This window comes from Kocuria marina (genome assembly GCF_000786655.1).
Taxonomy (GTDB): domain Bacteria; phylum Actinomycetota; class Actinomycetes; order Actinomycetales; family Micrococcaceae; genus Kocuria; species Kocuria marina_A.
Map to the genome: position 1 here is coordinate 90,724 of NZ_JROM01000058.1, position 23,112 is coordinate 113,835.

Annotated in this window: 26 protein-coding genes and 2 pseudogenes; 20 read left to right on the top strand and 8 right to left on the bottom strand. The window is 68.7% G+C overall.

The features are described 5' to 3' along the window. Nucleotide 1: 1 nt before the first annotated feature. From AS25_RS12960 to AS25_RS12985, 6 genes are all read left to right on the top strand, one after another. Nucleotides 2–538 carry a hypothetical protein gene (locus AS25_RS12960; RefSeq protein WP_253270591.1) on the top strand — a complete coding sequence of 179 codons (537 nt, stop codon included), beginning with the start codon at nucleotides 2–4 and terminating at the stop codon, nucleotides 536–538. A 348-nt stretch (nucleotides 539–886) separates the two neighbouring features. Further along, entirely contained in the window at nucleotides 887–1,504 is a 618-nt protein-coding gene (locus AS25_RS12965; protein ID WP_084118227.1) for a class I SAM-dependent methyltransferase, read from the top strand. Beyond that, the gene (locus AS25_RS12970) at nucleotides 1,501–2,922 is read left to right on the top strand and encodes an MFS transporter (protein WP_253270592.1); all 1,422 of its coding nucleotides are present in this window, start codon (nucleotides 1,501–1,503) and stop codon (nucleotides 2,920–2,922) included. The genes AS25_RS12965 and AS25_RS12970 overlap by 4 nt, the downstream gene beginning before the upstream one ends. A 214-nt stretch (nucleotides 2,923–3,136) precedes the next feature. Then, on the top strand, nucleotides 3,137–3,805 hold the full coding sequence (locus AS25_RS12975) for a hypothetical protein (protein ID WP_035965663.1): 669 nt from the start codon (nucleotides 3,137–3,139) through the stop codon (nucleotides 3,803–3,805). Then, nucleotides 3,802–4,353: a GNAT family N-acetyltransferase gene (locus tag AS25_RS12980; RefSeq protein ID WP_052161000.1), complete on the top strand. Its 552-nt coding sequence runs from the start codon at nucleotides 3,802–3,804 to the stop codon at nucleotides 4,351–4,353. The genes AS25_RS12975 and AS25_RS12980 overlap by 4 nt, the downstream gene beginning before the upstream one ends. Next, nucleotides 4,350–5,105, top strand: a complete 756-nt coding sequence (locus tag AS25_RS12985) for a class I SAM-dependent methyltransferase (protein WP_035965665.1) — start codon at nucleotides 4,350–4,352, stop codon at nucleotides 5,103–5,105. The genes AS25_RS12980 and AS25_RS12985 overlap by 4 nt, the downstream gene beginning before the upstream one ends. Here the strand turns inward: AS25_RS12985 and AS25_RS12990 are convergent. Both AS25_RS12990 and AS25_RS12995 read right to left on the bottom strand, forming a co-directional pair. Next, nucleotides 5,000–5,866, bottom strand: a complete 867-nt coding sequence (locus tag AS25_RS12990; protein WP_253270593.1) for a VanW family protein — start codon at nucleotides 5,864–5,866, stop codon at nucleotides 5,000–5,002. The genes AS25_RS12985 and AS25_RS12990 overlap by 106 nt on opposite strands. Nucleotides 5,867–5,933: 67 nt before the next feature. Continuing rightward, entirely contained in the window at nucleotides 5,934–6,521 is a 588-nt protein-coding gene (locus tag AS25_RS12995) for a GNAT family N-acetyltransferase (protein ID WP_035965666.1), read from the bottom strand. A gap of 184 nt (nucleotides 6,522–6,705) precedes the next feature. Between AS25_RS12995 and AS25_RS13000 the strand changes: the two genes are divergently transcribed. From AS25_RS13000 to AS25_RS13010, 3 genes are all read left to right on the top strand, one after another. Beyond that, nucleotides 6,706–8,925: a catalase gene (locus AS25_RS13000; RefSeq protein ID WP_035965669.1), complete on the top strand. Its 2,220-nt coding sequence runs from the start codon at nucleotides 6,706–6,708 to the stop codon at nucleotides 8,923–8,925. Nucleotides 8,926–9,057: 132 nt separating this feature from the next. After that, entirely contained in the window at nucleotides 9,058–10,155 is a 1,098-nt protein-coding gene (locus AS25_RS13005) for an iron-containing redox enzyme family protein (protein ID WP_052161001.1), read from the top strand. Beyond that, on the top strand, nucleotides 10,152–10,463 hold the full coding sequence (locus tag AS25_RS13010) for a CDGSH iron-sulfur domain-containing protein (protein ID WP_307723023.1): 312 nt from the start codon (nucleotides 10,152–10,154) through the stop codon (nucleotides 10,461–10,463). The genes AS25_RS13005 and AS25_RS13010 overlap by 4 nt, the downstream gene beginning before the upstream one ends. Before the next feature lie 73 nt (nucleotides 10,464–10,536). On the opposite strand, the gene AS25_RS14955 is transcribed toward AS25_RS13010, so the two are convergent. Then, nucleotides 10,537–10,704: a hypothetical protein gene (locus tag AS25_RS14955; protein ID WP_167319024.1), complete on the bottom strand. Its 168-nt coding sequence runs from the start codon at nucleotides 10,702–10,704 to the stop codon at nucleotides 10,537–10,539. A 220-nt stretch (nucleotides 10,705–10,924) separates the two neighbouring features. Between AS25_RS14955 and AS25_RS13015 the strand changes: the two genes are divergently transcribed. Next, nucleotides 10,925–11,842, top strand: coding sequence for a sulfite exporter TauE/SafE family protein (locus AS25_RS13015; RefSeq protein ID WP_035965671.1), 918 nt, complete (start codon nucleotides 10,925–10,927; stop codon nucleotides 11,840–11,842). A 159-nt stretch (nucleotides 11,843–12,001) separates the two neighbouring features. Here AS25_RS13015 and AS25_RS13020 read toward each other — a convergent pair whose 3' ends face one another. Beyond that, the gene (locus AS25_RS13020) at nucleotides 12,002–12,424 is read right to left on the bottom strand and encodes an organic hydroperoxide resistance protein (RefSeq protein WP_035965673.1); all 423 of its coding nucleotides are present in this window, start codon (nucleotides 12,422–12,424) and stop codon (nucleotides 12,002–12,004) included. A 285-nt stretch (nucleotides 12,425–12,709) separates the two neighbouring features. Between AS25_RS13020 and AS25_RS13025 the strand changes: the two genes are divergently transcribed. From AS25_RS13025 to AS25_RS13055, 9 genes and pseudogenes are all read left to right on the top strand, one after another. Further along, nucleotides 12,710–13,126, top strand: coding sequence for a sulfite exporter TauE/SafE family protein (locus AS25_RS13025; protein ID WP_052161002.1), 417 nt, complete (start codon nucleotides 12,710–12,712; stop codon nucleotides 13,124–13,126). 54 nt (nucleotides 13,127–13,180) lie between these two features. Beyond that, nucleotides 13,181–13,390 carry a hypothetical protein gene (locus AS25_RS13030; protein WP_035965675.1) on the top strand — a complete coding sequence of 70 codons (210 nt, stop codon included), beginning with the start codon at nucleotides 13,181–13,183 and terminating at the stop codon, nucleotides 13,388–13,390. Nucleotides 13,391–13,457: 67 nt separating this feature from the next. Further along, a pseudogene (locus AS25_RS15590) lies at nucleotides 13,458–13,527 on the top strand (rhodanese-like domain-containing protein); the annotation flags it as partial. After that, nucleotides 13,504–13,809: a rhodanese-like domain-containing protein gene (locus AS25_RS15385; RefSeq protein WP_367379162.1), complete on the top strand. Its 306-nt coding sequence runs from the start codon at nucleotides 13,504–13,506 to the stop codon at nucleotides 13,807–13,809. The pseudogene AS25_RS15590 and the gene AS25_RS15385, both read left to right, overlap by 24 nt. After that, complete coding sequence (locus AS25_RS15390; RefSeq protein WP_239321949.1) at nucleotides 13,746–14,009, top strand: YgaP family membrane protein; 264 nt, start codon at nucleotides 13,746–13,748, stop codon at nucleotides 14,007–14,009. The genes AS25_RS15385 and AS25_RS15390 overlap by 64 nt, the downstream gene beginning before the upstream one ends. 47 nt (nucleotides 14,010–14,056) lie before the next feature. Further along, nucleotides 14,057–15,022, top strand: a pseudogene (locus AS25_RS13040) (AMP-binding protein); the annotation flags it as partial. A gap of 83 nt (nucleotides 15,023–15,105) precedes the next feature. Then, a complete protein-coding gene (locus tag AS25_RS13045) occupies nucleotides 15,106–15,537 on the top strand; it encodes a helix-turn-helix domain-containing protein (protein WP_035965677.1) in 432 nt (143 codons plus the stop codon). Between the two features lie 80 nt (nucleotides 15,538–15,617). Next, entirely contained in the window at nucleotides 15,618–16,193 is a 576-nt protein-coding gene (locus AS25_RS13050) for a hypothetical protein (protein WP_035965679.1), read from the top strand. A gap of 14 nt (nucleotides 16,194–16,207) precedes the next feature. Next, a complete protein-coding gene (locus AS25_RS13055; RefSeq protein ID WP_035965681.1) occupies nucleotides 16,208–16,891 on the top strand; it encodes a GNAT family N-acetyltransferase in 684 nt (227 codons plus the stop codon). Nucleotides 16,892–16,994: 103 nt separating this feature from the next. On the opposite strand, the gene AS25_RS13060 is transcribed toward AS25_RS13055, so the two are convergent. Beyond that, nucleotides 16,995–17,759, bottom strand: coding sequence for an SDR family oxidoreductase (locus AS25_RS13060; protein WP_035965683.1), 765 nt, complete (start codon nucleotides 17,757–17,759; stop codon nucleotides 16,995–16,997). Between the two features lie 31 nt (nucleotides 17,760–17,790). Next, the gene (locus AS25_RS13065; RefSeq protein ID WP_035965685.1) at nucleotides 17,791–19,116 is read right to left on the bottom strand and encodes a cryptochrome/photolyase family protein; all 1,326 of its coding nucleotides are present in this window, start codon (nucleotides 19,114–19,116) and stop codon (nucleotides 17,791–17,793) included. A 202-nt stretch (nucleotides 19,117–19,318) separates the two neighbouring features. Here AS25_RS13065 and AS25_RS13070 point away from each other — a divergent pair, with 202 nt between their 5' ends. Continuing rightward, the gene (locus AS25_RS13070) at nucleotides 19,319–20,461 is read left to right on the top strand and encodes a dioxygenase family protein (RefSeq protein WP_253270594.1); all 1,143 of its coding nucleotides are present in this window, start codon (nucleotides 19,319–19,321) and stop codon (nucleotides 20,459–20,461) included. Between the two features lie 30 nt (nucleotides 20,462–20,491). Here the strand turns inward: AS25_RS13070 and AS25_RS13075 are convergent, their stop codons facing one another. Continuing rightward, complete coding sequence (locus AS25_RS13075; protein WP_035965687.1) at nucleotides 20,492–21,808, bottom strand: SLC5/6 family protein; 1,317 nt, start codon at nucleotides 21,806–21,808, stop codon at nucleotides 20,492–20,494. 147 nt (nucleotides 21,809–21,955) lie between these two features. Then, a complete protein-coding gene (locus tag AS25_RS13080) occupies nucleotides 21,956–22,978 on the bottom strand; it encodes a zinc-dependent alcohol dehydrogenase family protein (RefSeq protein ID WP_035965689.1) in 1,023 nt (340 codons plus the stop codon). Nucleotides 22,979–23,112: the final 134 nt, after the last annotated feature.

Here is a 23,112-nt window from a genome sequence, read left to right on the forward strand (position 1 = left end):
CGTGCGGACGCACAGCGTGGGCGGTATGGTCGCGTCGGCCATGTACTTCACCGCGATCATCGCCGCGGGCTACTACGCGCTGGACGGGCGCTGGGTGGACGTGGCGGTCCTGCTGCTCGCGGGACTGGGGCAGGTGATCGCGTTCCTGTGGTTCCGCACCCCGCATGCGCGAGCCGTGTGTTCGCTCATCATGCTCACCGCCGCCGTGAGCGCGGCCGAACAGCTCTACAGCAGGATCTGGTGGTGGGACATCCTCATCCACTTCGTGGCGCTGTACGCCCTGGTGTGGATGGCGTGGAATCGCGTTCTGACCCACCACCCCCGGGTGCGGGGCCGGGTACGTGATCGTCCCGCGCTGCGGTTCACGTGGTGTGCGGTGGCCGGATTCGTGATCGCCGTGGTGTGGGAGGTCATGGAACTGTTGGGGTTCTTGTTCGTGACACCGGACATCCACATCCCGCCCCTGGACACGCTGGGGGACATCATCATGGGGGTGCTGGGAGCCGCCTGCGTGGGCTTCCACAGGGAACCGCGCTGAGCGTCGTCGTCCCCGGCGGGTCGCGAACGGTCGCGTGATCGGCGAGTCCCGACCCCCCAAGTGCCGGGACTCACCGCACGTTTGCGGCGTCGGCGAACGGTATGGAGCCCCGTGGGGGAACGGGGCGTTCGATCCGGACGCGCGGTCACCGGCCGTGTGCTGGACCGAGGCGGGGGCCGGGGTGCAGTGCTCGGGCGACCGGGCTTAATCATAGTTGTTCACATTTGGGTTGTCCACAATTAGATAGAGACGCCAGTTGTCCCTGGCTGTCACGGCGTCGTTCCGGGCTGGTCACGCCCAGCGCGGACGACGTGGCGCGCATCGGCCCGCGGTGCAATTCTGGGACGCATGACCCACGAACACGCTCCCCACCGCACGCCCGAGACCGCCGCCGACTGGGACGAACGCTACGGCGCCGCTCACATCTGGAGCGGCGAGCCCAATGGCGCCCTGATGGCGCTCACGTCGGACCTGGCTCCCGGCACGGCGCTGGACGTGGGCTGCGGTGAGGGTGCCGACGCCGTGTGGCTGGCCCGGCGCGGCTGGACGGTGACGGGCCTGGACGTCTCGCGCGTCGCCGTCGACCGCGCCCAGGCGGCGGCCGAAGCCGCGGGCGTCGAGATCACGTGGCTCATGGAAGGGTTCGGCGAGCGCCCCCTCGGCCCGTTCGACCTGGTGTCCGCGCAGTACCCGGCGGTGCCCAAGCGGGGCGACGACGCGGCGGAGCGCGCGTTCGCCGACGCCGTGGCACCGGGCGGGCGGCTGGTGTTCGTGCATCACGAACTGGATGAGACACCTCACGGTTTCGACCCCGCCGATTACGTGATGCCGGAGGACATCGTGGCGTATCTGACCGGGCAGGGGTGGCAGATCGAGACCGACGAGATCCGCGAGCGCCACCTGGAACGCGGTGCCGGGTCCGGCCACTCGCGGGACCGGGTGGTCGTGGCGCGGCGGGGCGCGTGAACACCTCCGGCGTGGATCGTGCCTCGGTGGGGCTGCGCTCGCAGCGCGGTCCCGTCCTGCTGGCCGTGATGCTCTCCACGGCCCTGGTGGCTCTGGACGCCACGATCCTGGCGACCGCCGTACCGAGCATCGTGGGTTCCCTGGGCAACTTCGCCCAGTTCCCGTGGCTGTTCTCGAGCTACATGTTGGCGCAGGCGGTAAGTGTGCCGATCTTCTCCAAGCTCTCGGACATGTACGGGCGCAAACCCGTGATCCTCACCGGCGTGGGGCTGTTCCTGGTCTCCTCCGTGCTGGCGGGATGCGCGTGGAGCATGACGTCGCTCATCGTCTTCCGGGTGATCCAGGGATTGGGTGCGGGAGCCGTGGCGCCCATGGGCATGACGATCGTGGGTGACATCTACACCGTGGCCGAGCGCGCCGCCGTGCAGGGCTATGTGGCCGGGGTGTGGGCGGTCTCCTCGGTCGTGGGGCCCACATTGGGTGGGCTGCTGTCCCAGTTCTTGAGCTGGCGATGGGTCTTCTTTGTCAACATCCCGGTGGCCCTCGTGGCGGGGTGGCTGTTGCTACGCAGCTATCACGAGAAGATCGAGCGCGAGGAGCACCGGGTGGACTTCACCGGCGCCGCCGTGCTCGCGATCGCCCTGTCCGCCCTCATCCTCGGTGCGCTGGAGGGCGGCAACGCGTGGGAGTGGCTTTCGGTGCCCACCCTGGTGTGCGGCGTCGTCGGCGTCGTGGGGCTGGCGATCTTCGTGGCCGTCGAACGTCGCGCGAGCGAACCGATCATCGACCTCGCGCTGTTACGACGCCGCGTGGTCGCGAGCACCACCCTGGTCTCCCTGGGCATCGGCGCGCTGCTGGTGGGGATGACGAGCTACGTCCCCACCTATCTGGAGCGCACGGCCGGGGCCACACCGATCGCGGCGGGGGCGGCCGTAGCCGCGGTGAGCATCGGCTGGCCCGTGGCTGCGTCCACGGCGGGGCGGATCTACATGCGGTGGGGCTTCCGGCGCACCGTGCTCCTGGGCGGTGCGATCGCGATCGTGGGAGCGGCCCTGACCGCCGCTCTGTCGCCGTGGCCGAGCGTGATCGGTATGGCCGTGTGCGCGTTCATCATCGGACTGGGACTCGGTTACACCGCGGCGCCGTCACTGATCATGGCCCAGTCCTCGGTGGAGTGGAACCAGCGCGGGTCGGTGACGGGTCTCAACATGTTCGCCCGCTCCGCCGGGTCAGCCGTGGGTGTGGCGATCTACGGCGCCATCGCCACCAACCTCATCCGCGCCGGCGGCGGTGAGGGCGATCCCGCCACCGTGATCCATGCCTCCGGATGGGTCTTCGTGGCGGCGGCGGTCACCGCCGTACTCATGGCCGCCGCCACGCTGGCCATCCCGCGGGACGAGCCGGGGGCGGTGGGGTGAGCCGCGGGAAATGGCGGGTCGGTGGGGTGTCCACGTGGGGCCCGGTACGCCGTCGCCGCCGGGGTTCGTGCGACGTCGACACCCCGGGACCCACGGTGGCCTCGGCGCTCGGGCTGGGTGCGACGTCGCCCCCGGGTTTGCCACGCAGCAGTGACGTACCCGGTCCGTATGCCAACTTCTCCCCCACCACCTCTCCCTCCCCTACCCTGGCCCCATGACCTCCTCCATCCGTCACCGCTTCACCGGCCACATCGCCGGGGTCGGCACGTCCTCCGGCACGCGTCTGGTGCTGGGGTGCTGGTCCCACACGCCGCAGGGCCCGTTCGCGGACGTCATGGTCGCCCACCCGGACGGACGCCGTGAACTGCTGGCGCCCAACGACTGGGTCGCGCATTTCGTGTCCGACACCTACACCTTCGACACCGTCACCCGCGTCCCCGTGAACGTGCAGCGCACGGGCTTCTCCCGCGCCTCCCGGTGGACGGTCACCGCGGGGCCGCTTACATGGCACTTCAGCGTGGGGCCGCGAGCGTCCCTGGGGTACCTGCTGCAGACGGTCCCCCGACCGATCAGCACCTCGCTGACCTTCGCCCGGCTCACCGATCAGGTGGCCCACCGCGTGATGCCCGGCGTGCGCACCCTGGGTACGGCCGGCAACGACCGCACCGAGTGGTACGCCGCCTACGACCTCCACACCATCACCCACTCCCGCGCCACCTGGGACGACCAGGACCTGGGCCGCCTCACGGACATGACCCCGGCCCCGGACTTCGGTTTCAGTTCCACCCCGCGCCGGCCCAGCCTCACCGCCCTGACCAGCACCGTCCGGGTGCCCGACGCCGTTGCGGTCACCTCCCCTGCGCGGACCCCGGAACTCGGGTGAGCGCCGTCGCCGAACCGGCAGAACTGCGTCGACTGAGACCGGAGGACGCGCCGGCGCTACAAGCGCTGCTCGAGGCGACCCCCGATTACACCCGCCGGATCAGTGGACACGCGCCCCTCCCCGGCGACGCCGCCGAGATCCTTTCCGCGCTCCCGCCCGGCCTCGCACGCGAACAGAAGTACGACGTCGGGCTGTTCCGCGGGCCTACTCTGGCGGCCATGGCCGACGTCATCCGCAATTTCCCCGAGGAGCATCACGCTCACATCGGTCTGCTTCTCGTGCGGCAGGACCACCAGGGAGAGGGCCTGGGGCGGGCGATGCATGATGCCGTCACGAACCTCGTGAGCGGCTGGCCCGAGGTGACCACCCTGCGCCTGGGGATCGTGGAGACCAACGCGGCGAGCGCCGTCGGCTTCTGGAAGGCTCTGGGGTACGAGCCCACGGGCGAGACAGCGCCGTACGAGAACGACGAGGTACGCAGCCGTGTGACCTTGTGGGAACGACCGGTACACCCGACCCCGCCATCCCATGAGAGGACCGCCACATGACCCGGAACTGGTTCGAGCAGGGCGGAGGGAACTACGCCGCGCACCGCCCCGATTACCCCGCGGAGCTGGGCGCGGAACTGGCACGGATCGCCCCGCGACGGGGCACCGCGGTGGATGTGGGCTGTGGGACAGGCCAGCTCACGGGCTTGCTGGCCGAACACTTCACGCACGTGATCGGCGTGGACCCCGGTGAGGATCAACTCGCTCATGCCGCCCCCGTACGCGGCGTCGACTACGCGCGCGGGACGGCGGAGGACCTGCCCGTGGCCGACGGCCGCGCCGATCTCGTGACCGCGGCCCAGGCCGCACACTGGTTCGACCTGCCGGCTTTCTACACGCAGGCACGCCGCATCGCGGCCCCCGGCGCCGTCCTCGCACTCATCAGCTACGGCGTGGTGGAGGTGGAGCCGGGCCTGCGGGAACGTTTCGAGCGGTTCTACTGGCGCGAGATCGGCCCGTTCTGGCCGCCCGAGCGCCGCCTCGTGGAGACCGGGTACCGGGACATCGACTTCCCCTTCCCGCAGGTCCCGGTGGCCGCGCTGTTTATCCGGCGATCCTGGCCGCTCGATGCCTTCCTGGACTACCTGGGCACGTGGTCCGCGGTGCGCAACGCCGCGGAGTCCGGGCACGACGACGTTCTGCGCCATTACGCCGCCGACCTCACCGAGGCGTGGGGCGAACCGTCCCGGCCGCGCGACGTCGTCTGGCCCATCACCGTGCGGGCGGGCAGGCTGGACGGGGAGTCCCGATAGGTGCCGCCCGTGCGCTTGGACCGGGTCTCCCGCAGCACCACGTTGTGCCGGCGCACCTGCTCCTCACCCGTCGCGGGATCCGTGACGCGGTAGAAGTACGCCTCGTCCTCGCGGATGTGGAACTTCTCCGGCCAGGTGTCGTCCGAGAGCAGCTGACCGCGCAGGTACTCGTCGTCCACGTACACGCGGAACTGGTAGCTCTGCCCGGTGTCGTTGCGTAGCCGGTAGTCCAGGAAGTTGTAAATGATGGACGTCCCGGTCCCGAACGGGATCTGGCGTTTGAAGTCGGGGAACAGGTCCAATCCGCTGTGGTGGTGGTGTTCCACCACGGTCAGTGGCGAGTGCAGCGCCATCCAGTGCAGCAGGTTGGTGAACTGGCACATGCCCCCGCCGATCCCGACGTCCGCGTGGTCACCGTTGATCACCACACCCGGCAGGTAGCCGCGGGAACGCGTGGGATTGCCCACGAGCCGCCAGAAGGAGAACGTCCGCCCCGGGCGGATCACGATCCCGTCCACGAGCGGCGCGGACAGTTCCAGCGAGCGTGCCTTGCCCTCCTGCAGGTCCAGCTCGGTGTTGCCGAGCGTGCGCCGGATGAGTGAGTTGTGACGGTAGACCTTCACGGGCAGGTCCTCGGTCGAACGCTCGGCGGCGAACGCCCCGCGTCTGCCGAGGTCCTTCGCGCGCCGCTGCCATCTCTGACGCTCCACCGCAATGCGGTAGGTCAGTGGGGAGATCTCCGAAAAGAGTTTGGGTCCCATGGACCCAGCGTAGGAACGCCCACAGTGATTCGCAATAGCAAACAAACGTTTTTAGTGAGCCTCTACCTCAGCGTCGTGCGACCCGCGCCTCGAGCCCCGCCTTCACGGAGGGCCATTCGTGCTCGAGCACCGAGTACACCACGGTGTCCCGCAGCACCCCGTTGCGCTCCAACCGGTCCGCGCGCAGCACACCGTCCAGCCGGGCACCGAGGCGCTCGATCGCCGTCCGGGACTGCTGGTTGGCCCAGCTCGTCTCGTAACGCACGCACCGGCACCCGAGCTCCTCGAACGCGTGGGTCATGAGCAACAGCTTGGACTCCGCGTTCGTCCCCGTCCCGTGGGTGGACGCCCGGTTCCACGTGTGCCCCACGCTCACGCGCGGCACACCCCACTGCGGGTCGTAGAACGTGGTCATCCCGAGCACGGCGTCGTCGGCCTGCCGCACGGTCACGAAGGGCAGCATGAATCCCTCGTCCTGCCACGTGAGCCACTTTTCCACGGCCGCGGCCATGCCGCCCGGGTCCGCCACGCTCGTGTACCAGCGCTCCCACATGCGCCCGTCCTCGGTGGCCTCGATCAGCCCGTCCAGGTGCTCGCGGATGAGGGGTTCCAGGCGGACCAGCCGCCCGCGCAGTGTCACCGGTGTCCACGTCATGGAATCACTGTCTCACGACGACGCCGCGCGGCCCGCGCGCGCAGCCCCTGACGGGTTCATAACCCCGCAGGACAGCGACTGCCTCCCTACAGGTGTATGCCCACCCCCAAGGGTGCTGACAGTATGGGAGGACCACGTCGCACTCCATGACCGCGGCGTGCGTCAGCTTCGTAGGAGGATCGTCATGTCCGCACGCGAGAACAACGCCCCCCAGGTCCCGGGAGTTCCCGGGACCGGTGAGCCGACCATCGAGGAGCCCACGGCTCCCCGTCAGCCGCTTCCGCCCAAGCCCGATCAGGGTGCCCCCGAGCGGGTCACGCCCACGGGTGCGCCCACCGATGCCCCGATGTCCGCGATGGCCCAGCAGGGTGAGTACCTCACCACCGCGCACGGCGCGCGCCTGACGAACTCCGACCAGTCCCTCAAGGCCGGGGCCCGCGGTCCCGTGCTGCTGCAGGACCACCACTTCCGCGAGAAGATCTCCCACTTCGACCACGAGCGCATCCCGGAGCGCGTGGTGCACGCCCGCGGCGCGGGTGCCCACGGCACGTTCCGCGGCTACGGTTCGGCCACCAAGCTCAGCCGCGCGGGCCTGTTCGCCAAGGACAAGGAAACCTCGGTGTTCGTGCGGTTCTCCACCGTGCTGGGCTCCCGCGGTTCGGGCGATCTGGCCCGTGACACCCGCGGTTTCGCCGTCAAGTTCTACACGGACGAGGGCACATGGGACCTCGTGGGCAATAACATGCCGGTGTTCTTCATCCAGGACGCCATCAAGTTCCCGGACGTCGTCCACGCCGGTAAGCCCCACCCGGATCGCGAGATCCCCCAGGCCCAGTCCGCCCACGACACGTTCTGGGACTTCGTGTCCCTGCACACCGAGGCCCAGCACCACACCATCTGGAACATGTCCGACCGCGGCATCCCGCGCTCGTTCCGCATGATGGAGGGCTTCGGCGTCCACACGTTCCGCCTGGTGGCCGAGGACGGCTCCACCGTGCTGGTCAAGTTCCACTGGAAGCCCCGCCTGGGCGTGCACTCCGTGGCGTGGGAAGAGGCTCAGCTGATCAACGGTGCGGATCCGGACTTCCACCGTCGTGACCTCGCGGACGCCATCGAGGCCGGCGCGTACCCGCAGTGGGAACTGGGTGTCCAGGTCTTCGAGGACACCGAGGACCAGATGTTCCAGGGCATCGATCTGCTGGATCCCACCAAGATCATCCCGGAGGAGCTCGTCCCCGTGGAGCCCGTGGGTCTGATGACCCTGGACCGCAACCCCTCCAACTACTTCGCCGAGACGGAGCAGGTGGCGTTCAACCCGAACAACCTGGTCCCGGGCATCGACGTGACCAACGATCCCTTGCTGCAGGGGCGTCTGTTCTCCTACCTGGACACCCAGATCACCCGCCTGGGCGGGCCCAACTGGAACCAGCTGCCCATCAACCGCCCGCACGCGGCGGTCAACGACATGCTGCGTGACGGTTTCCACCAGAGTGCGGTGCACTCGGGTGTGGCCCCCTACCGGCCCAACTCGCTGGACGGCGGCAACCCGGCGGAGACTCCCGAGGACGAGCACGCGTTCATCGACTACCCGGCCCCGGTCCCCGCGTCCGTCAAGGAGCGCGTGCGGCCCCAGTCCTTCGAGGACCACTTCAGCCAGCCACGCCTGTTCTGGCTCTCGCTGAGCGAGGTGGAGCGCGAGCACACCGCGCAGGCCTACGCGTTCGAGCTCGGCAAGTGCTGGGACGAGAACATCCGCACCCGCCAGCTGCGCCACCTGTTCGCGATCGACCCCGCGCTGGGCAAGACCGTGGCCCAGGCGCTGGGGCTGCCCGAGCAGGAGCCCACCGAGGCTCCTGCCCAGGACGTCCAGGCCTCCCCGGCCCTCACCCAGGTGGGCGAGACGTGGCCCGTCGAAGGCCGCCAGGTGGGCATTCTCGTGGGTCCGGACACGGACGCCGACCAGCTCGCCACGCTCGTCTCCGAGATCGACGGCGCGGATATGGTCCCGCTCGTCATCGCACCCCAGGGAGGTGAGGTGGCCCCGGGCATCGTGGCGCACCGCACCCTGCTCACGGCACGGTCCATCGAGTTCGACGCCGTGGTGGTCGCCACCGCCGGCGCTCCTGTGAACCCCGTGGCCGGTGGCCTGGACGCGAAGGCCGGTGCACCCAGCCCGGGTGACATCGACCCCCGCGTGAGCCTGCTGCTCAACGAGATGTGGCGCCACGCCAAGGCGATCGCCGCGTTCGGCCCCGGCACGGACGTGCTGGACGCCCTGCAGATCGCCCAGACGCCCGGCGTCGTGAGCGCGGACTCCGCCAAGGACGTGCTGAGCACCGTGGTGGAACTGCTCGGCAGCCACCGGGTCTGGGAACGTTTCCCGACCACGGGTATGTTGGCCTAATGAATAGGAAGTAGTCGTACTATTTCCGCCGATTGCCCGCGGACCGCTCCACCGCGGTCCGCGGGCAATCTCCGCCTTCAGAGACACCCTACCCGCGCCGAGCACCCACCTTCCCGAGCGGAGAACACCATCATGACGACCGTCCCCACCCGAACCGTGACCCCGACCGCTCGCGGACCCGTGAGCACGGCCCTCCTGGAGATCCTGACCGACCCGGAGGAGACCCCGGCGAGCGGGTACGCGGCGCTGTCCGAAGCAACGGCCACCGCGGTTAACGCGTCGCAGGACGTCCTCGCGGACGAGGACCTGCAGCTGTCCCTGTTCCTGCTCTACCTGTTGCACTACGGGCCCGCGGAATTCGTGACCGCGGACCGCGAGTGGGATCCCGAGCTGCTGCGCGTGCGCACAGTGCTCGAGGCCGGTTTCGAGGCCGAGCTGCGCCGTCGCGTGCCCCTCCCCGATCCCCTGCCCGGCGACTCCGCGCAGCTCGTGGACACGATGTTCGCGATGACCGGCGGGGACGCTAAGCCCACCCTGGCCACGTGGCTCGCCCGGCACCCGAGCGAGGAGATCCTGAGCGAGTTCCTGGTCCACCGCTCCATCTACACGCTGCGCGAGGCGGACCCCCACTCGTGGGGCATCGCCCGGTTGCGGGGCCGCGCGAAGGCGGCGCTCGTGGAGATCCAGTCGGACGAGTACGGCGGGGGCCGTCCCGAGCGCGTGCACGCCACGATCTTCGCGCAGACCATGCGAGGTTTCGGCCTGGACGACACCCTGGACCACTACCTGGACCTCGTGCCCGCCCCCACGCTCGCGTCCATGAACCTCATGAGCCTGTTCGGACTGCACCGCCGGTTGCGCGGGGCCATCGCGGGTCACCTCGCGGCGTTCGAGATGACGTCCTCGATCCCCAACAAGTACTACGGCCGAGCGTTCCGCAAGCTCGGTTACGACGCGGACGTCACCTGGTACTACGACGAGCACGTGGAGGCCGACGCCGTTCACGAACAGATCGCCGCGCGTGACCTCGCCGGGGCGCTCGCCCAGGACGAGCCCGAGCTGCTCGAGGACGTCCTGTTCGGCGCGGCCGCGTGCCTTTACGTGGACGGGCTCATGGGTGATCACATGCTCGAGTGCTGGTCAGACGGGCGGACCTCCCTGCGCGGGAGCATGCCGGGACTGCAGACCGTGGGTTCCGAGGCCCCGGTCGCCGAGCGGGTGGCCCTGTGAGCGAGCAGGATCCACGCACCACGGACGACGGGAGCCCCGTCCTCTCGGTGGCGCACGACGCCGAGGATCCCGTGGTGATCACCCCGTGCCCGGACGGGCCGCTCTTGGTGCGCGGTGACGTGCTGATCGCCCCGGAACCGGGGGCCGAGCCGCAGAAGCCGCCGCGGCGCGTCGTCGCCCTGTGCCGGTGCAACATGTCGTCGATCGCGCCGTTCTGCGACGGTTCGCATAAGCTCGCGAACTTCCGCACCCGCCCGCCGCGGTACAACATCGGCAACCCCCGCGAGGATCCCGGCGAGGAGGACTGAGCCGGACATCGGAGACCTGAATACGCGATCGGCCCGTGGCATGTGCCACGGGCCGATCGCGTAGTGGTTCAGGTCAGTTCTCGGTGGCGGGCTCGTCGCCCTTGTTGTCCGTCATGGCGCCCACGCCCTCGTCGGCGGGTTCGGCGTCCGTCTGGGTCTCCTGACCTAGGGCCGCACTCTCTTCCTGGGGGCTCATCTTGATGGATTCCTCGCCCGCGTTGGCGGGATTTTTCTCTGCCACGTGCTGTCCTTTCGTTGGACGTCTCGGTCGGCGGAATCGCTGACCCTCCCATCCTCGTCAGCGTACTGACGATTGACAAGGGAAGACGTCCCCCGGCCGATGTCAAGCGGATGTCATCGCACTACACGTTGTGACGCACGGCGCAACATTCCTTGGGTGAGCGCCCGCCCGGTTCCTAGGCTGAGTGACCTCACCCCTTCCACTGCACAGGAGTCGCACCGTGCGTACATTGATCTTGCTCGCCCTGGTGGGTTTCGGGGCGCAACTCGTGGACGGTTCGCTCGGTATGGCCTACGGCGTGACCTCATCCACCCTGCTGTTGGCCGTGGGCCTGACCCCCGCCTCGGTGTCCGCGACAGTGCACCTCGCGGAGGTGGGCACCACCCTGGCCTCCGGGCTCTCGCACTGGCGCTTCGGCAACATCGATTGGCGCGTCGTAGGCTTCATGGCGGTTCCCGGCGGGATCGCCGCGTTCGCGGGCGCCCATCTGCTGACCCTCTCCGGGGAGGCCGCCGCACCGGTGATGTCCGTGATCCTGTTGCTGCTGGGCTGCTACGTGGTGTGGCGGTTCTTGCGGCTCGGCGGGCGGCGCCCGAACTTCACGGGCAAGGTGCGCGGATTCTTCCTGATCCCCCTGGCCACGGTCGCGGGCTTCATGGACGCGATCGGCGGCGGTGGGTGGGGCCCCGTGGGCACCCCCACCCTGCTGGCCTCCGGCAAGATCGCCCCGCGCAAGGTCATCGGATCCATCGACACGTCCGAGTTCGTGGTCAGTCTGGGTGCCTCCATCGGGTTCCTGATGGCACTCGGCAGCCAGGGCGTCGACTTCGGCATGGTCCTGGCTCTACTGATCGGCGGTGTGGTGGCCGCGCCGATCGCCGCGTGGCTCGTGCGTTGGCTCGCCCCGCGCATCCTCGCCGTCGGCGCCGGCGGACTCATCATCTTCACGAACACGCGTACCCTGTTGCGCCTGGACGCCGTGCAGGCGCGCCTCCCCGGCGACGCCGCGTACTACGCGATCCTCGGCGCGCTCGCCCTGCTGTGGATCGTCGCGGTCGTCTGGGTCGTGCGCCGCGAACTCGCCGACCGCCGCTCCGCGACCCTGCGCACCGAGGTGCGCGTCCCCGAGAGCGTCTGAGGGCGACGTCGCGCCGAGGGGACGTGACATCCCCCTCGGCGCCGTGGGGCTCGTGGCCCCCGCCCGTGCGTCACGGCACGGCCCCGTCAGGGCCTCAGTGGGCCGCAGAACGCCGGGGACGTGCCGTGCGCTCTCATCGGGCGCGGTGCGACGCGCTCGTCAATCCTCCACGACGGTCACGGTGACCTCGATGTTGCCGCGCGTGGCGTTGGAATAGGGACAGACCTGGTGCGCGGCGTCCGCGAGTTCCTGGGCCGCGTCGTGCTCGAGTTCGGGGATGATCACTTCCAACTGCACGGCCAGGGTGAACCCGCCTGCGCCGTTGTCGCCGATCTGCACGCGGGCACCCACGGCGGAATCACCGAGCGAGACCTTCTGCTGGCGGGCGACCATCTGCAGGGCGGAGTGGAAGCAGGCCGCGTACCCGGCGGCGAAAAGCTGCTCGGGATTGGCGCCGTTCCCGGATCCCCCCATCTCCTTCGGCACGGCCAGGTCGAACTGCAGCGACCCGTCCTTGGTGGCGACGCTGCCGTTGCGGCCCGCGCCCTGGGCAAGCGCTTCCGCGGTATACATAGCCTTCATGATGATTCCTCGTCCTTTCCGTGGCCGGTGAGCCCCGGCCCTGAACGCCGGGTGGTACGACCGCAATCGATGGTAGGTCGCGGTATTTAGATTGTCCACAATCTAGACGTTCACTTTTCATGCGGGACGGGCCGGTGAGGGCCACCCGGAATCCCCCTCCCCTGCACCCCACCGCGTGATCCGCACACGGTTCTCCCTCGCTCCAAAATTACCCCCGGGAGTATGTGCTACAGCGAGTGCGGCTTGCTTCGGCGCGCACCCCAGGACCGTCATCATCCCGCAGGAGTGATCGCGCTCATCGTCGTCATCGCAGGGCTGCTGGTGGGGCTCGTCATGGGCGCGCTGGGCGGCGGCGGGGCCATCATGACCGTGCCGCTGCTCACCTTCGCCCTGGGACTCCCCCCGACCCACGCAACGGTGGGTTCCCTAGTGGTCGTGATCTCGGGTGCGATTTCGGGCCTGGTCTCGCATCTCCGGCGCCGCCACGTCCGCCCTGGGATCGGCGTGGTCTTCGGCGCCCTGGGCACAGGGGGCGCGGTGCTCGCTGCCAACGTGTCCGGCCTGATGGACGACGCCGTGCTGCTCACGCTGTTCTCCGCGCTGCTCGTGGTCGTGGCCGCGGCCATGATCGTGAAGAACACGCGGCGACGCTCGTCCCGCCCGTCCTCGAACCACGACGGCCCCGAGAACCGTCTCGTATGATCCGACCCGCGCTCATGGCTACCGCTCATCCTCACCGCCCTCGTCAACAGTCTCGTGACCCTGTCGCTGCACACGAGCGTCCTACCCCACCTGGAGTGGGAGGCCGTGGGGCCGTTCGCGGGCGCCGCCGTGGTGGGCCCAGCACTCGGCGCCCGCGTGGGCCACCGGATCAACACGCGCCTGCTGTCGTTGGACTTCGCCGGCCTGCTGGTGCTCACGGAGTGTTACACCGCCCTGCAAAGCGTGCCCCGGCTCCTGGGCTGACCCTGTGACACCCCGCACCCGAGCCGGGCACCGTCCCGTCCGAGAACCACTCGAGAAGGAGAACACCATGTCCTCACCCGCCACCGTTTCCGCCTCCGAACTCCAGGACCCCCATGAGGGTGCACCGCTGTTCCTGGACGTCAGGGCCCCCGTGGAGTTCGGCATCAGTCACATTCCGGGCTCCGTCAACGCCCCCCCTGGCTCTCACCGAGAAGCACACCCGGCAGATCGGGCAGCTACTACCCCGCGACACCGTGGTGATCTGCCGCTCCGGAGCCCGCTCAACGCGCGCCGCGGAGCTGTTGGCCTCGGCGGGTATGACGAGCGCAACCGTCCTGACCGGCGGGATCGACGCATGGCGCGACGCCGGACGCACGGTGCGCACCGGTGCTGGGATCTGGAACGCCAGGTCCGACTGACCGCCGGGTCCCTGGTACTCGCAGGGCTTCTGACGAGCACCGTGGCGCCGCGTGCCACATGGTTCTCCGGCGCCGTCGGCGCGGGGCTGGTCTTCGCCGCCGTGAGCAACACCTGCGCCATGGGCCAGCTGCTCTCGGCCCTGCCGCACAACCAGCGCGACCACGTCCACCTGGCGGACGTCACGCGTCGGCTCGCCTGAGACGCGAAACCGCAGCGCCGCCGAGAACGTTCTCTCGGCGGCACTGCACGGAGAAGGACCGCATCGTGGTGGTGCCGCCGCTGTATCACTGCTTCGGGATGGTGATCGGTAACCTCGCGGCCACGTCCCACGGCAGCGCGATCATCCTGTCGGGGCCGGGGCTCGACCCGCGGGCCGCGCTTCGCGCCGTCTCTCAGGAGAAGGCCACAAGCCTGTACGGGGTGCCCACCATGTTCATCGCCGAGCTCGAGCTGCCGGACTTCGGGGACTACGACCTGTCCTCGCCGTGCAGCGGCGTGATGGCCGGTTCCCCGTGCCCCATGGAGGTCATGCGCAAGGTGATCGACAAGATGCACATGAGCGAGGTCGCGATCTGCTACGGCATGACGGAGACCTCGCCGGTGAGCTTCCAAACGCGCGCGGACGACTCGTTGGACCGCTGCGTGGAGACCGTGGGCCGGGTGCACCCGCCCGTGAAGGTCAGGACCGTGGATCCCTCCACAGGTGAGACCGTGCCGCGCGGCACGGCCGGGGAGTTCCACCCCCGCGGCTACTCGGTCGTGAAGGGCTACTGGGGTCAGGAGGAGAAGACCCGCGAGACCGTCGACTCCGACGGCTGGTTGCACACCGGGGACATCGCCGTCATGGATCAGGACGGGTACGCGCAGATCACCGGCCGCATCAAGGAGATGGTGATCCGGGGCGGGGAGAACATCTACCCGCGCGAGGTCGAGGAGTTCCTCTACACCCACCCGGACATCGTGGACGCCCAGGTGATCGGTGTACCGAGCAAGAAGTACGGGGAGGAGCTCATGGTGTGGATCCGGGCGCGTCAGGGCGCGGCCCCCATCACGACGGAATCCATCGCGCAGTTCTCGCAGGGGAAGATCTCCCACCACGAGATCCCGCGCTATGTGCACGTGGTGGAGGAGTTGCCCATGACCGTCACGGGCAAGGTCCGCAAGGTGGAGATGCGTGAGGAGGCGCTCAAGCTGCTGGATCTGGAGCGCTGAACCCGCAGGTTATTTTACTTATATGTGAATGAGTATTACGGTATAACTAAATACTTACGAGCACGGCGCGAAGGGAGACGCCAATGACCACCATGACTGAGCGGATCACGATCTCGGCCCAGACCGTGCGCGCGGCGCAGGCCCCCGCGCGTCAGGGTTCAACCTTGGTTCTGCGCGATGCAAACGGCGGGGAGGTGGAACTCCCGGACGAGGTCCAGAGGACACTCCTCCATGCACTCACGGCCATTGCCGAGCACGGTTCGGTCAGCATTGCTCAAATGCCCGACGAGCTGACAAGTACGGTGGCCGCGGACATCCTGGGGGTCTCTCGCCCCACCCTTCTCCGTTGGACCCGCGAGGGGCTGATCGAATCCTTCAAGGTCGGATCACATACGCGCTTCCGTCGTTCCGATGTCCTCCGATTGCGGGAACAGCGGGAAACGGAACGTCGCGACGCCTTCGAGAAACTGCGGGCACTCGACGCGGCAGACAATTTCGAGCTTTTCGAGGACTGAGATCATGCGTTCGTGAGCGACACGGGGGGCACCCCTGTTTTCAACCAGGGTGCCCCCCGTGATGTCATTAGATTGGGACCATGACGCAAAGAGTTTTCGTCGATGCCAACGTCCTCTTCAGCAAGACCCTGATGGATTGGCTCTTCTTGTTGCGCCTTGAAAACCCCGCGATGTTCCAGGTCCACAGCACGGAGGACGTCTTCGCGGAGGTCATCGCGAACATGCGTAAGAAATGCCCTACAGCTCCGGGACATAGAACCGCCCAGCGGGCGCAGCTGATACGCAAGAACATGGATGAGGTCCTGCAGGGCTTCCCGTCCGATCTCGATTTCACCGGTATGGATCGCCACGATTACCACGTCCACGCGGGGGCCGTTTTCGGAGGCGCAGACATCATCCTCACATGCAACGATCCCAATGACATCACGACAACACCCGAGACAGAACCGTATGAGGTCATCCATCCAGACGATTTCTTTTTGCTGGTTACTGATTCGAATCCGGCCTGCGTAGTTCCCATTGCGCGCAATCAAATAAAGTATTGGAGTGGCAAGTCCAACCACCTGCAGTTGGACCAGGCGCTCCTCAAAGCTGGGTGTCCCCGATTTGCTTTCCGAATCCGAGAGGCCTTAGCCCACATTGCTCAGCTACCCTGAGGACGCTTCCTGACATGCTCACGTTGGAGGAGATCTTCCCGCCCTACGGGCTGCGCATCACCTGCAGGAACGTGGAACTGCGTGTGCTCCGGGACGAGGACTTCCCGGAGCTCGTAGAACTCGTCCAGAACGGCATCTCGGTCTCCGGCCTCCCCATGCCTTTCCCGCGCGCGTGGCACGAGGAACCGTACGCCCCCGGGACACCAGACGGTTTCCCGGCGACGTCACTGTCCTGGTGGTGGACGCAACGGTCAACGTTCGCGCCGGATCGCTGGAACCTGGCGCTGACCGTCCGCTGTGACGGCGAGCTCGTCGGCGTGCAGGACGTGATGGCCCAGGACTTCCCCCTCACCCGCTGGGTCACCACGGGATCGTGGCTCGGCCGAGCACACCAAGGCAGGGGTCTCGGGACGCTCATGCGCCAAATGGCAGTCGGCTTCGCATTCGATGAGCTGGACGCGCTCACGTGCGAGTCCGCGTACGTCGTAAGCAATCACGCCTCGGCGGCGGTCAGCCGGAAGACCGGTTACGTGGACAACGGCCGGGTCCGCGGGGTGCAGCACACCCGGGAGGGGACGGTCGGGATGGAGGAGCAGCGCGTCGTCGTCACGCCCGACACCTACGTGCGGCCCGGGGAACCGGTGACCCACGAGGGCAAGCAGGCGCTGCGCGGCTTCTTCGGGATCGAACGCGGCTGACCTCCAGCCCGCTAAAGGCCCACGCACCATGCTCTGACGACGGCGAGGTAGCAGTCCTCGCGACATCGACCCGTCACACGACGGGCCGCTGCGGTGCCGCCTCTCAGTACTCCGTCCGCAGCCACTCATCGAAGCGCTGCGAGGTGACGAACGCGTCCTGCGGGATCAGGCCGCCGTGGGCGATCGCCCGGCCGAGCAGCGGTGCTTCCTTCAGGACGCTGGGCGTACGGCCCGCGAGGTCACCGCCGGCCGCGAGGATGCGGCGGGCGAAGTTCGCCATGGTGTCCGCCTCCGGACCGCGCACCGCGAGGATCTCGTGACGTGCCTCGCGAGGGGTGGTGGCGACGTCGGCGACGAACCGCGCGACCTCCTCACGCCGCGCGGGCGCCATGAGGAGGGTGGGCACCAGGGCCACCGGGCCGCGCGCGACCAGGCCGGTGGTCGCGGGGATGAAGTCGAACCACTGGGTCGAGCGCACCGTGGTGGAGGGGATCCCCGCCTGCTGGTACACGCTTTCCTGCGCGGCCTTGCCCTTGTAGTAGCCGAAACCGCCGTTGACCCGGGGATCAGTAGCACCCGCGATGGACAGGCATACGATCCGGCCCACGCCCTGCTCGCGCGCCGCCTCGACGGTCCGGGACGCGGCCCGCGTGAAGAACGGGACGGACTTGCGGGCACCGAACGTGTTGATATGCAACGCGTCCACGACGACGTCCACACCGGCCAGAGCCTGTGACAGGCCCCGGCCGGCCACGACGTCCACCCCCGTGCGGCGGCTCGCCCGCACCAAGGTGTGGCCGTCGGCCTCGAGGAGGTCGGCGACGTCGGACCCGAAATTCCCGCTGGCACCCAGCACTGCGATCTTCATGGGGCCAGGGTAGGCACGGAGCCTGCGAGGTTCACAGGGTCTTGAACAACTCCAGGGCGTGGGCGCGGGATACCTTGAGGTCCACGATGGGCTCCACGCCCTCCTGCCGCCCGTTCCAGCGGTCCACGTACACGAAATCCGGGTCGAACTTCTTCTGCTGGGTCTCGGGGTTGAAGATCCGGAAATAGGGGGCCGCGTCCGTCCCGGAACCGGCCACCCACTGCCAGTTGTGCGGGTTCGAGGCGGGATCCGCGTCCACGAGGGTGTCCCAGAACCACTGCTCCCCCAGCCGCCAGTCGATCAGCAGGTTCTTGGCCAACAGGGACGCGGTCACCATGCGCACCCGGTTCTGCATGGTCCCGGTCTCCCACAGCTCGTGCATGCCCGCGTCCACCAGGGGAATCCCGGTACGGCCGCGCTGCCACGCGGCGAGCGCGTCCTCGTCCAACGGGGGCCACGGGAAGCGCTCGAACTTGGGGTTGATGGGGCGGGTGGCCATGTCCGGGTGGACGTAGAGGTTGTACCAGGCGTACTCGCGCCACCCCAGTTCGGTGAGGAACTTCCCCGGGTTCTCCGCGCGGGACAGCGCGGTGTACCACACGGTGTGCGGGCTGATCTCACCCCAACGCAGGTGTGGTGACAGGCCCGACGTCGCCGGTTTCGAGGGAACATCCCGGTCCCGCGTGTAGGTGGGCAGGCGCTCGTCGAGGAAGTCGTCGAGGCGTTCGTGGGCCGCGCGCTCGCCCACGGTCCACGTGCGGGCCAGGCCTTCCGACCAGTCCGGAGCGGTGGGCAGGAGCCCCCAGTCCTCGAGGGCGTCGGAGGCAGGGGCGGGCTCGGCGGGCACCACGGACGACGGCGCCGGATACGGTTCGCGCGGCGGCGGCCCGCTCGTGCATGCGCGCCAGAACGGGGTGAACACCCGGTACGGGTCGCCGGCCTGCGTGGTGATGGTCCACGGTTCGAACATCAGGTTCCCGGCGTAGGAGTGCGCTTCCACCCCGTTCTCCCCGGCCCAGTCCTTGAGCCCGGCGTCCACCGCGCGCTCGGGCCCGCCGTAGCGCCGGTTCCACAGCACGCGGTCCGCGCCCGTTTCGCGGACGACGTCGCGCACGACCTCCCCTGCCGCCCCATGCCGCAGGGTCAGGGGCACCCCCAGGGCGGCGAGGTCCGCCGCCAGCGACGTGAGGGAGTGATGCAGCCACCACTTCGCCGCACCGCCGAGGGGCCGGATGCCCGGGGATTCCTCGTCCAGCACGTACAGACACACCACGGGCTCACCGTGCACCACGGCCTCGTGCAGCGCCGGGTGGTCGGTGACCCTCAGGTCGTCGCGGAACAACACCACGGTGGTCATGCGAACTCCTCAATGGGACGTGCGTGTCCGCACCCCGGCCGTCCGGCACTGCGCGGGGCCCGGAGCCTGCTCCCCGTCAATCTACAGCCCCGGTGCAGGCACACCCCACGCGCAGCACAGGCCGGTCGGACCGTGGATCCAGCCCGGCTCCGTAGCGTCGAGGGTTCGACGCGCCACTGAGCGCCTTCCGAAGGAGCACGTGATGAACCCGATCCGTCGACGCCGCAGCATCCGCACCTACCCGGCCACCTCCGAGACCTGCGCCATGCAGTCGCAGAGCACCGACCGCGCCCACGCGGGCCGCCGCCACCCCGGGCACCGCGACACCGGCGGCCCTGGCACCGGCCACCCCCACGATGAGGGTCACGACGCCTCCGGGACCCTCCCCGCAACCGCAGCCGGGACGTTCGAGGGACGGGTCCTGGACCGCCCCCACGAGGACGTGGCGGACCAGGGACTGGCCTTTGACCTCGGCACCCTGCTCAACCGGCGCCGGGCGCTGGGGATCCTGGGCGCCGGATCCGGTGTCATGCTGCTGGCTGCATGCGGCGGGACCTCGACGGCGGGATCCCAGGGCGGGGCGACGTCGTCGACCCCCGCGAGCGCCAGCCCCTCACCCACCGCGACCCGGACCTACAGCACTGAGATGCCGCAGGAGACGGCGGGGCCGTACCCCGGGGACGGTTCCAATGGGCAGGACGTCCTGGAGGTCTCGGGCGTGGAACGCAGGGACATCACCACCAGCATCGGCGGGGGTGCCGCCGTGGATGGCGTAGCCATGACCCTGACCATGAACATCGTGGACATGGTCAAGGACAACGGACCCATGACGGGGGCAGCCGTCTATGTGTGGCATTGTGATCCGGACGGCAACTACTCCATGTACTCGGACGGTGTCACGCAGGAGACCTACCTGCGCGGGGTGCAGGTGGTGGGCAAGGACGGCACCGTGACGTTCACGTCCGTGGTGCCCGGCTGCTACGCGGGACGCTGGCCGCACATCCACTTCGAGGTGTTCCCGGACATCGGCTCCATCACGGATGCGGGCAATGCCGTGCTGACGTCGCAGATCGCGATCCCGCAGGCAATGGCCACCGCGGTCTACAAGGACTCCCGCTACCCGGACTCGGCGGCCAACATGTCCCGGGTGAGCCTCACGAGCGACAACGTCTTCTCCGACGGGACGGACATGCAGCTGCCCCGCGTGACGGGCGGCGTGTCCGGCGGGTACACCCTCACCATCGACGTACCCGTGGACACCAGCACCGCGCCGCAGAACGCCGCGGCACCCGGTGGTGGAGCCGGTCCGGGTGCCGCGGGCGGGGGTGGCGCTTCGGGTCAGTGAGACCGCGGACCGCCCCCCCGGCGGGACGGGTCAGGAGACCAGGCCGTAGACGATCCCGCTCACCGCGACCAACCCGGCCACCGTCACGAACACATTGGAGGCCTTGCCCCGGTACGGCGCGAGAGCCGGGATCCGATGGATGGCGTACATCGGCATGAGGTACAGGATCACGGCGATCACGGGCCCGGCGAGGGACTCGATCAGGGAGAGGATGCTCGGGTTCGCGATGGCCACGATCCAGCCGGTGATGAAGATGAACGCCGCCACGGCGGCCCGCAGGCGCTTGTCGGAGATCAGGGAACCGTCCCGGTCCACCATGGAGCGCACGATGCCCACGGCACCTTCCGCGGCGCCCATGTAGTGCCCGAAGAACGACGACGCGATCGCCGCGAGCGCCACGGCCGGGCCCAGGTAGGCGATGAACGGGCTGCCGTGGCTGTTCGCCAGGTAGGACAACACGGGCAGGTTCTGGGTCTTGGCGGACTGCAGGCCCATGGGCCCCAGCGCGAGCACGCACGACCACACGAACCCCATGGTGAACACCACGAGCAGCAGGGTGCTGCGCCGCAGCACCACGGAGGCACGTTCGCTCGCGCGGGGTCCGTAGGTGTGCTTCATGCTCACGGAGAACTGGGAGATGGCCGGGGAGTGGTTGAACGCGAAGACGAGCACCGGGATCACGAGCCACAGGGACAGCAGGAGGTTCCCCGCGGAGGGGACACCGTGGAACACGGAGAAGTCCCAGGACGGGATCAGGTAGAGGGTCACGCCCAACAGGATCAGGATCAGCGGGTACACGAGCCACTGGGTGATGATCAGCATGATGCGCTGACCGGCCAGCATCACGAGCATGAGCAGGGCCACGAGCGCACCCGAGAGCAGCCAGCGCGGCGGGGACTGCAGGCCCAGCTGGTTCACCAGGAGGCTGTCCACGGTGTTGGTGATCCCCACCGCGTAGATCAGCACGATCGGGTACACCGCCAGGAAGTACAGCACGGTGATCAGGCGCCCCGCGCCCTCCCCGAAGTTCGTGCGGGCCACCACCGTGATGTCCGCGCGCGGCTCGGGGGACGCGCACACGAACCGGGACAGGGCCCTGTGGGAGAAGTAGGTCATGGGCCCGATCAGTACGGTCACGATCAGCAGCGGCCACAGTCCCCCCAGCCCCGCATTGATGGGGAGGAACAGGACCCCGGCGCCCACGGCCGTCCCGAACAGCGAGACGGACCAGTTGGTCTCCAGGCGCCGATGCACCGGTTCCTGTGCGCGGGGGTCGGGGTGTGCGGCGGGTGGCGCCGCGTCGGTGGACTGTGTGATGGACGTGCTTCCGGTACGGTGCGGCACCATGATCTCCGGGGTGTCGGGGATGGGGGGCGGGTCGTCGTGTGACCCGGGCCATAGGTATACGCGAGTTACCTGAGTTGTTCAACAATCCCCGACCCCCGGCGCGGCGCGACGTCGCTCGGGAACCGTACGCGGCGTCGTCGTCCGCCGTCAGGGCGTGAGCAGGACCTTGACGGCCTTGCGCTCGTCCATGGCCCGGTAACCCTGGGCGGCGTCCTCGAGCGGGAGGGTCATGTCGAAGACCTTGCCCGGGTCGATGGTGCGGTCCATGATCAACCGGATCAGCTCCGGCAGGTACCGGCGCACCGGGGCGGGACCGCCGTGCAGGTGTACGAGGCCGCCGAAGAGGTCGCGCCCCGGGAGTTTCACGTCGAAGGACAGGCCCACGAACCCCACGTGCCCTCCGGGGCGGGTGGAGTGGATGGCCTGCATCATGGATTCCTGGGTGCCCACCGCTTCGATCACGCTGTGTGCGCCCAGCCCGTCGGTGAGTTCCTTGATCTTGGCCACGCCCTCGTCCCCGCGTTCGACGACGACGTCCGTGGCGCCGAACTCCCGGGCGAGCTTCTGCCGGGACTCGTGGCGGCTCATCGCGATGATGCGTTCGGCGCCCATCTGCCGCGCGGCCAGGACGCCCATGAGGCCGACGGCGCCGTCCCCCACGACCGCGACGGTCCTACCGGGGCCTGCCTGGGCGGCGTCTGCGGCGAACCACCCGGTGCCAAGCACGTCGGAGGCCGTGAGCAGGGAGGGGACCAGATCGGCGTCGGGCTGCCCGTCCGTGGCGACGAGCGTGCCGTCCGCGAGCGGGGTGCGCGCGTACTGCGCCTGCGTGCCGATCTCCCCGCCCACGCCCATGCCGTTGACGCAGCGGGACTGGTAGCCGGCGGTGCAGATGGGGCACGTGTTGTCGGAGATCATAAAGGAGCCGACCACGAAGTCACCGGGCGCGACCGTGGTGACCTGATCGCCGATCTGCTCCACGACACCCACGTACTCGTGGCCCATGAAGCTGCGATTGCCCTCCGGGGCACCGCGGTACGGCCACAGGTCCGAGCCGCACACGCACGCGGCCACCACCTTGATGATCGCATCGGTGGGTTCCTGGATGACGGGGTCGTCACGGTCCTCCACTCGAACGTCCCCGGCTCCGTACATCACTACACCGCGCATGGCAGATCCCTCCTGGGATGGCTTCAGAGTCCTTCGGATGACTCGTGTCTCATGACTTGTGGTGCGTGTCAGCGTACTCCTGTGCTCAGTCACCCGTTGGTGCACAACTGAGTTGCGGACGGCAATCTTGGCCA

Coding starts and splice junctions, on each gene's coding strand:
- AS25_RS12965 (WP_084118227.1), top strand. CDS start 887: ATGACCCACGAACACGCTCCCCACCGCACGCCCGAGACCGCCGCCGAC.
- AS25_RS12975 (WP_035965663.1), top strand. CDS start 3,137: ATGACCTCCTCCATCCGTCACCGCTTCACCGGCCACATCGCCGGGGTC.
- AS25_RS12985 (WP_035965665.1), top strand. CDS start 4,350: ATGACCCGGAACTGGTTCGAGCAGGGCGGAGGGAACTACGCCGCGCAC.
- AS25_RS12990 (WP_253270593.1), bottom strand. CDS start 5,866: ATGGGACCCAAACTCTTTTCGGAGATCTCCCCACTGACCTACCGCATT.
- AS25_RS12995 (WP_035965666.1), bottom strand. CDS start 6,521: ATGACGTGGACACCGGTGACACTGCGCGGGCGGCTGGTCCGCCTGGAA.
- AS25_RS13000 (WP_035965669.1), top strand. CDS start 6,706: ATGTCCGCACGCGAGAACAACGCCCCCCAGGTCCCGGGAGTTCCCGGG.
- AS25_RS13005 (WP_052161001.1), top strand. CDS start 9,058: ATGACGACCGTCCCCACCCGAACCGTGACCCCGACCGCTCGCGGACCC.
- AS25_RS13020 (WP_035965673.1), bottom strand. CDS start 12,424: ATGAAGGCTATGTATACCGCGGAAGCGCTTGCCCAGGGCGCGGGCCGC.
- AS25_RS15385 (WP_367379162.1), top strand. CDS start 13,504: ATGAGGGTGCACCGCTGTTCCTGGACGTCAGGGCCCCCGTGGAGTTCG.
- AS25_RS15390 (WP_239321949.1), top strand. CDS start 13,746: ATGGCGCGACGCCGGACGCACGGTGCGCACCGGTGCTGGGATCTGGAA.
- AS25_RS13045 (WP_035965677.1), top strand. CDS start 15,106: ATGACCACCATGACTGAGCGGATCACGATCTCGGCCCAGACCGTGCGC.
- AS25_RS13050 (WP_035965679.1), top strand. CDS start 15,618: ATGACGCAAAGAGTTTTCGTCGATGCCAACGTCCTCTTCAGCAAGACC.
- AS25_RS13055 (WP_035965681.1), top strand. CDS start 16,208: ATGCTCACGTTGGAGGAGATCTTCCCGCCCTACGGGCTGCGCATCACC.
- AS25_RS13060 (WP_035965683.1), bottom strand. CDS start 17,759: ATGAAGATCGCAGTGCTGGGTGCCAGCGGGAATTTCGGGTCCGACGTC.
- AS25_RS13065 (WP_035965685.1), bottom strand. CDS start 19,116: ATGACCACCGTGGTGTTGTTCCGCGACGACCTGAGGGTCACCGACCAC.
- AS25_RS13070 (WP_253270594.1), top strand. CDS start 19,319: ATGAACCCGATCCGTCGACGCCGCAGCATCCGCACCTACCCGGCCACC.
- AS25_RS13075 (WP_035965687.1), bottom strand. CDS start 21,808: ATGGTGCCGCACCGTACCGGAAGCACGTCCATCACACAGTCCACCGAC.
- AS25_RS13080 (WP_035965689.1), bottom strand. CDS start 22,978: ATGCGCGGTGTAGTGATGTACGGAGCCGGGGACGTTCGAGTGGAGGAC.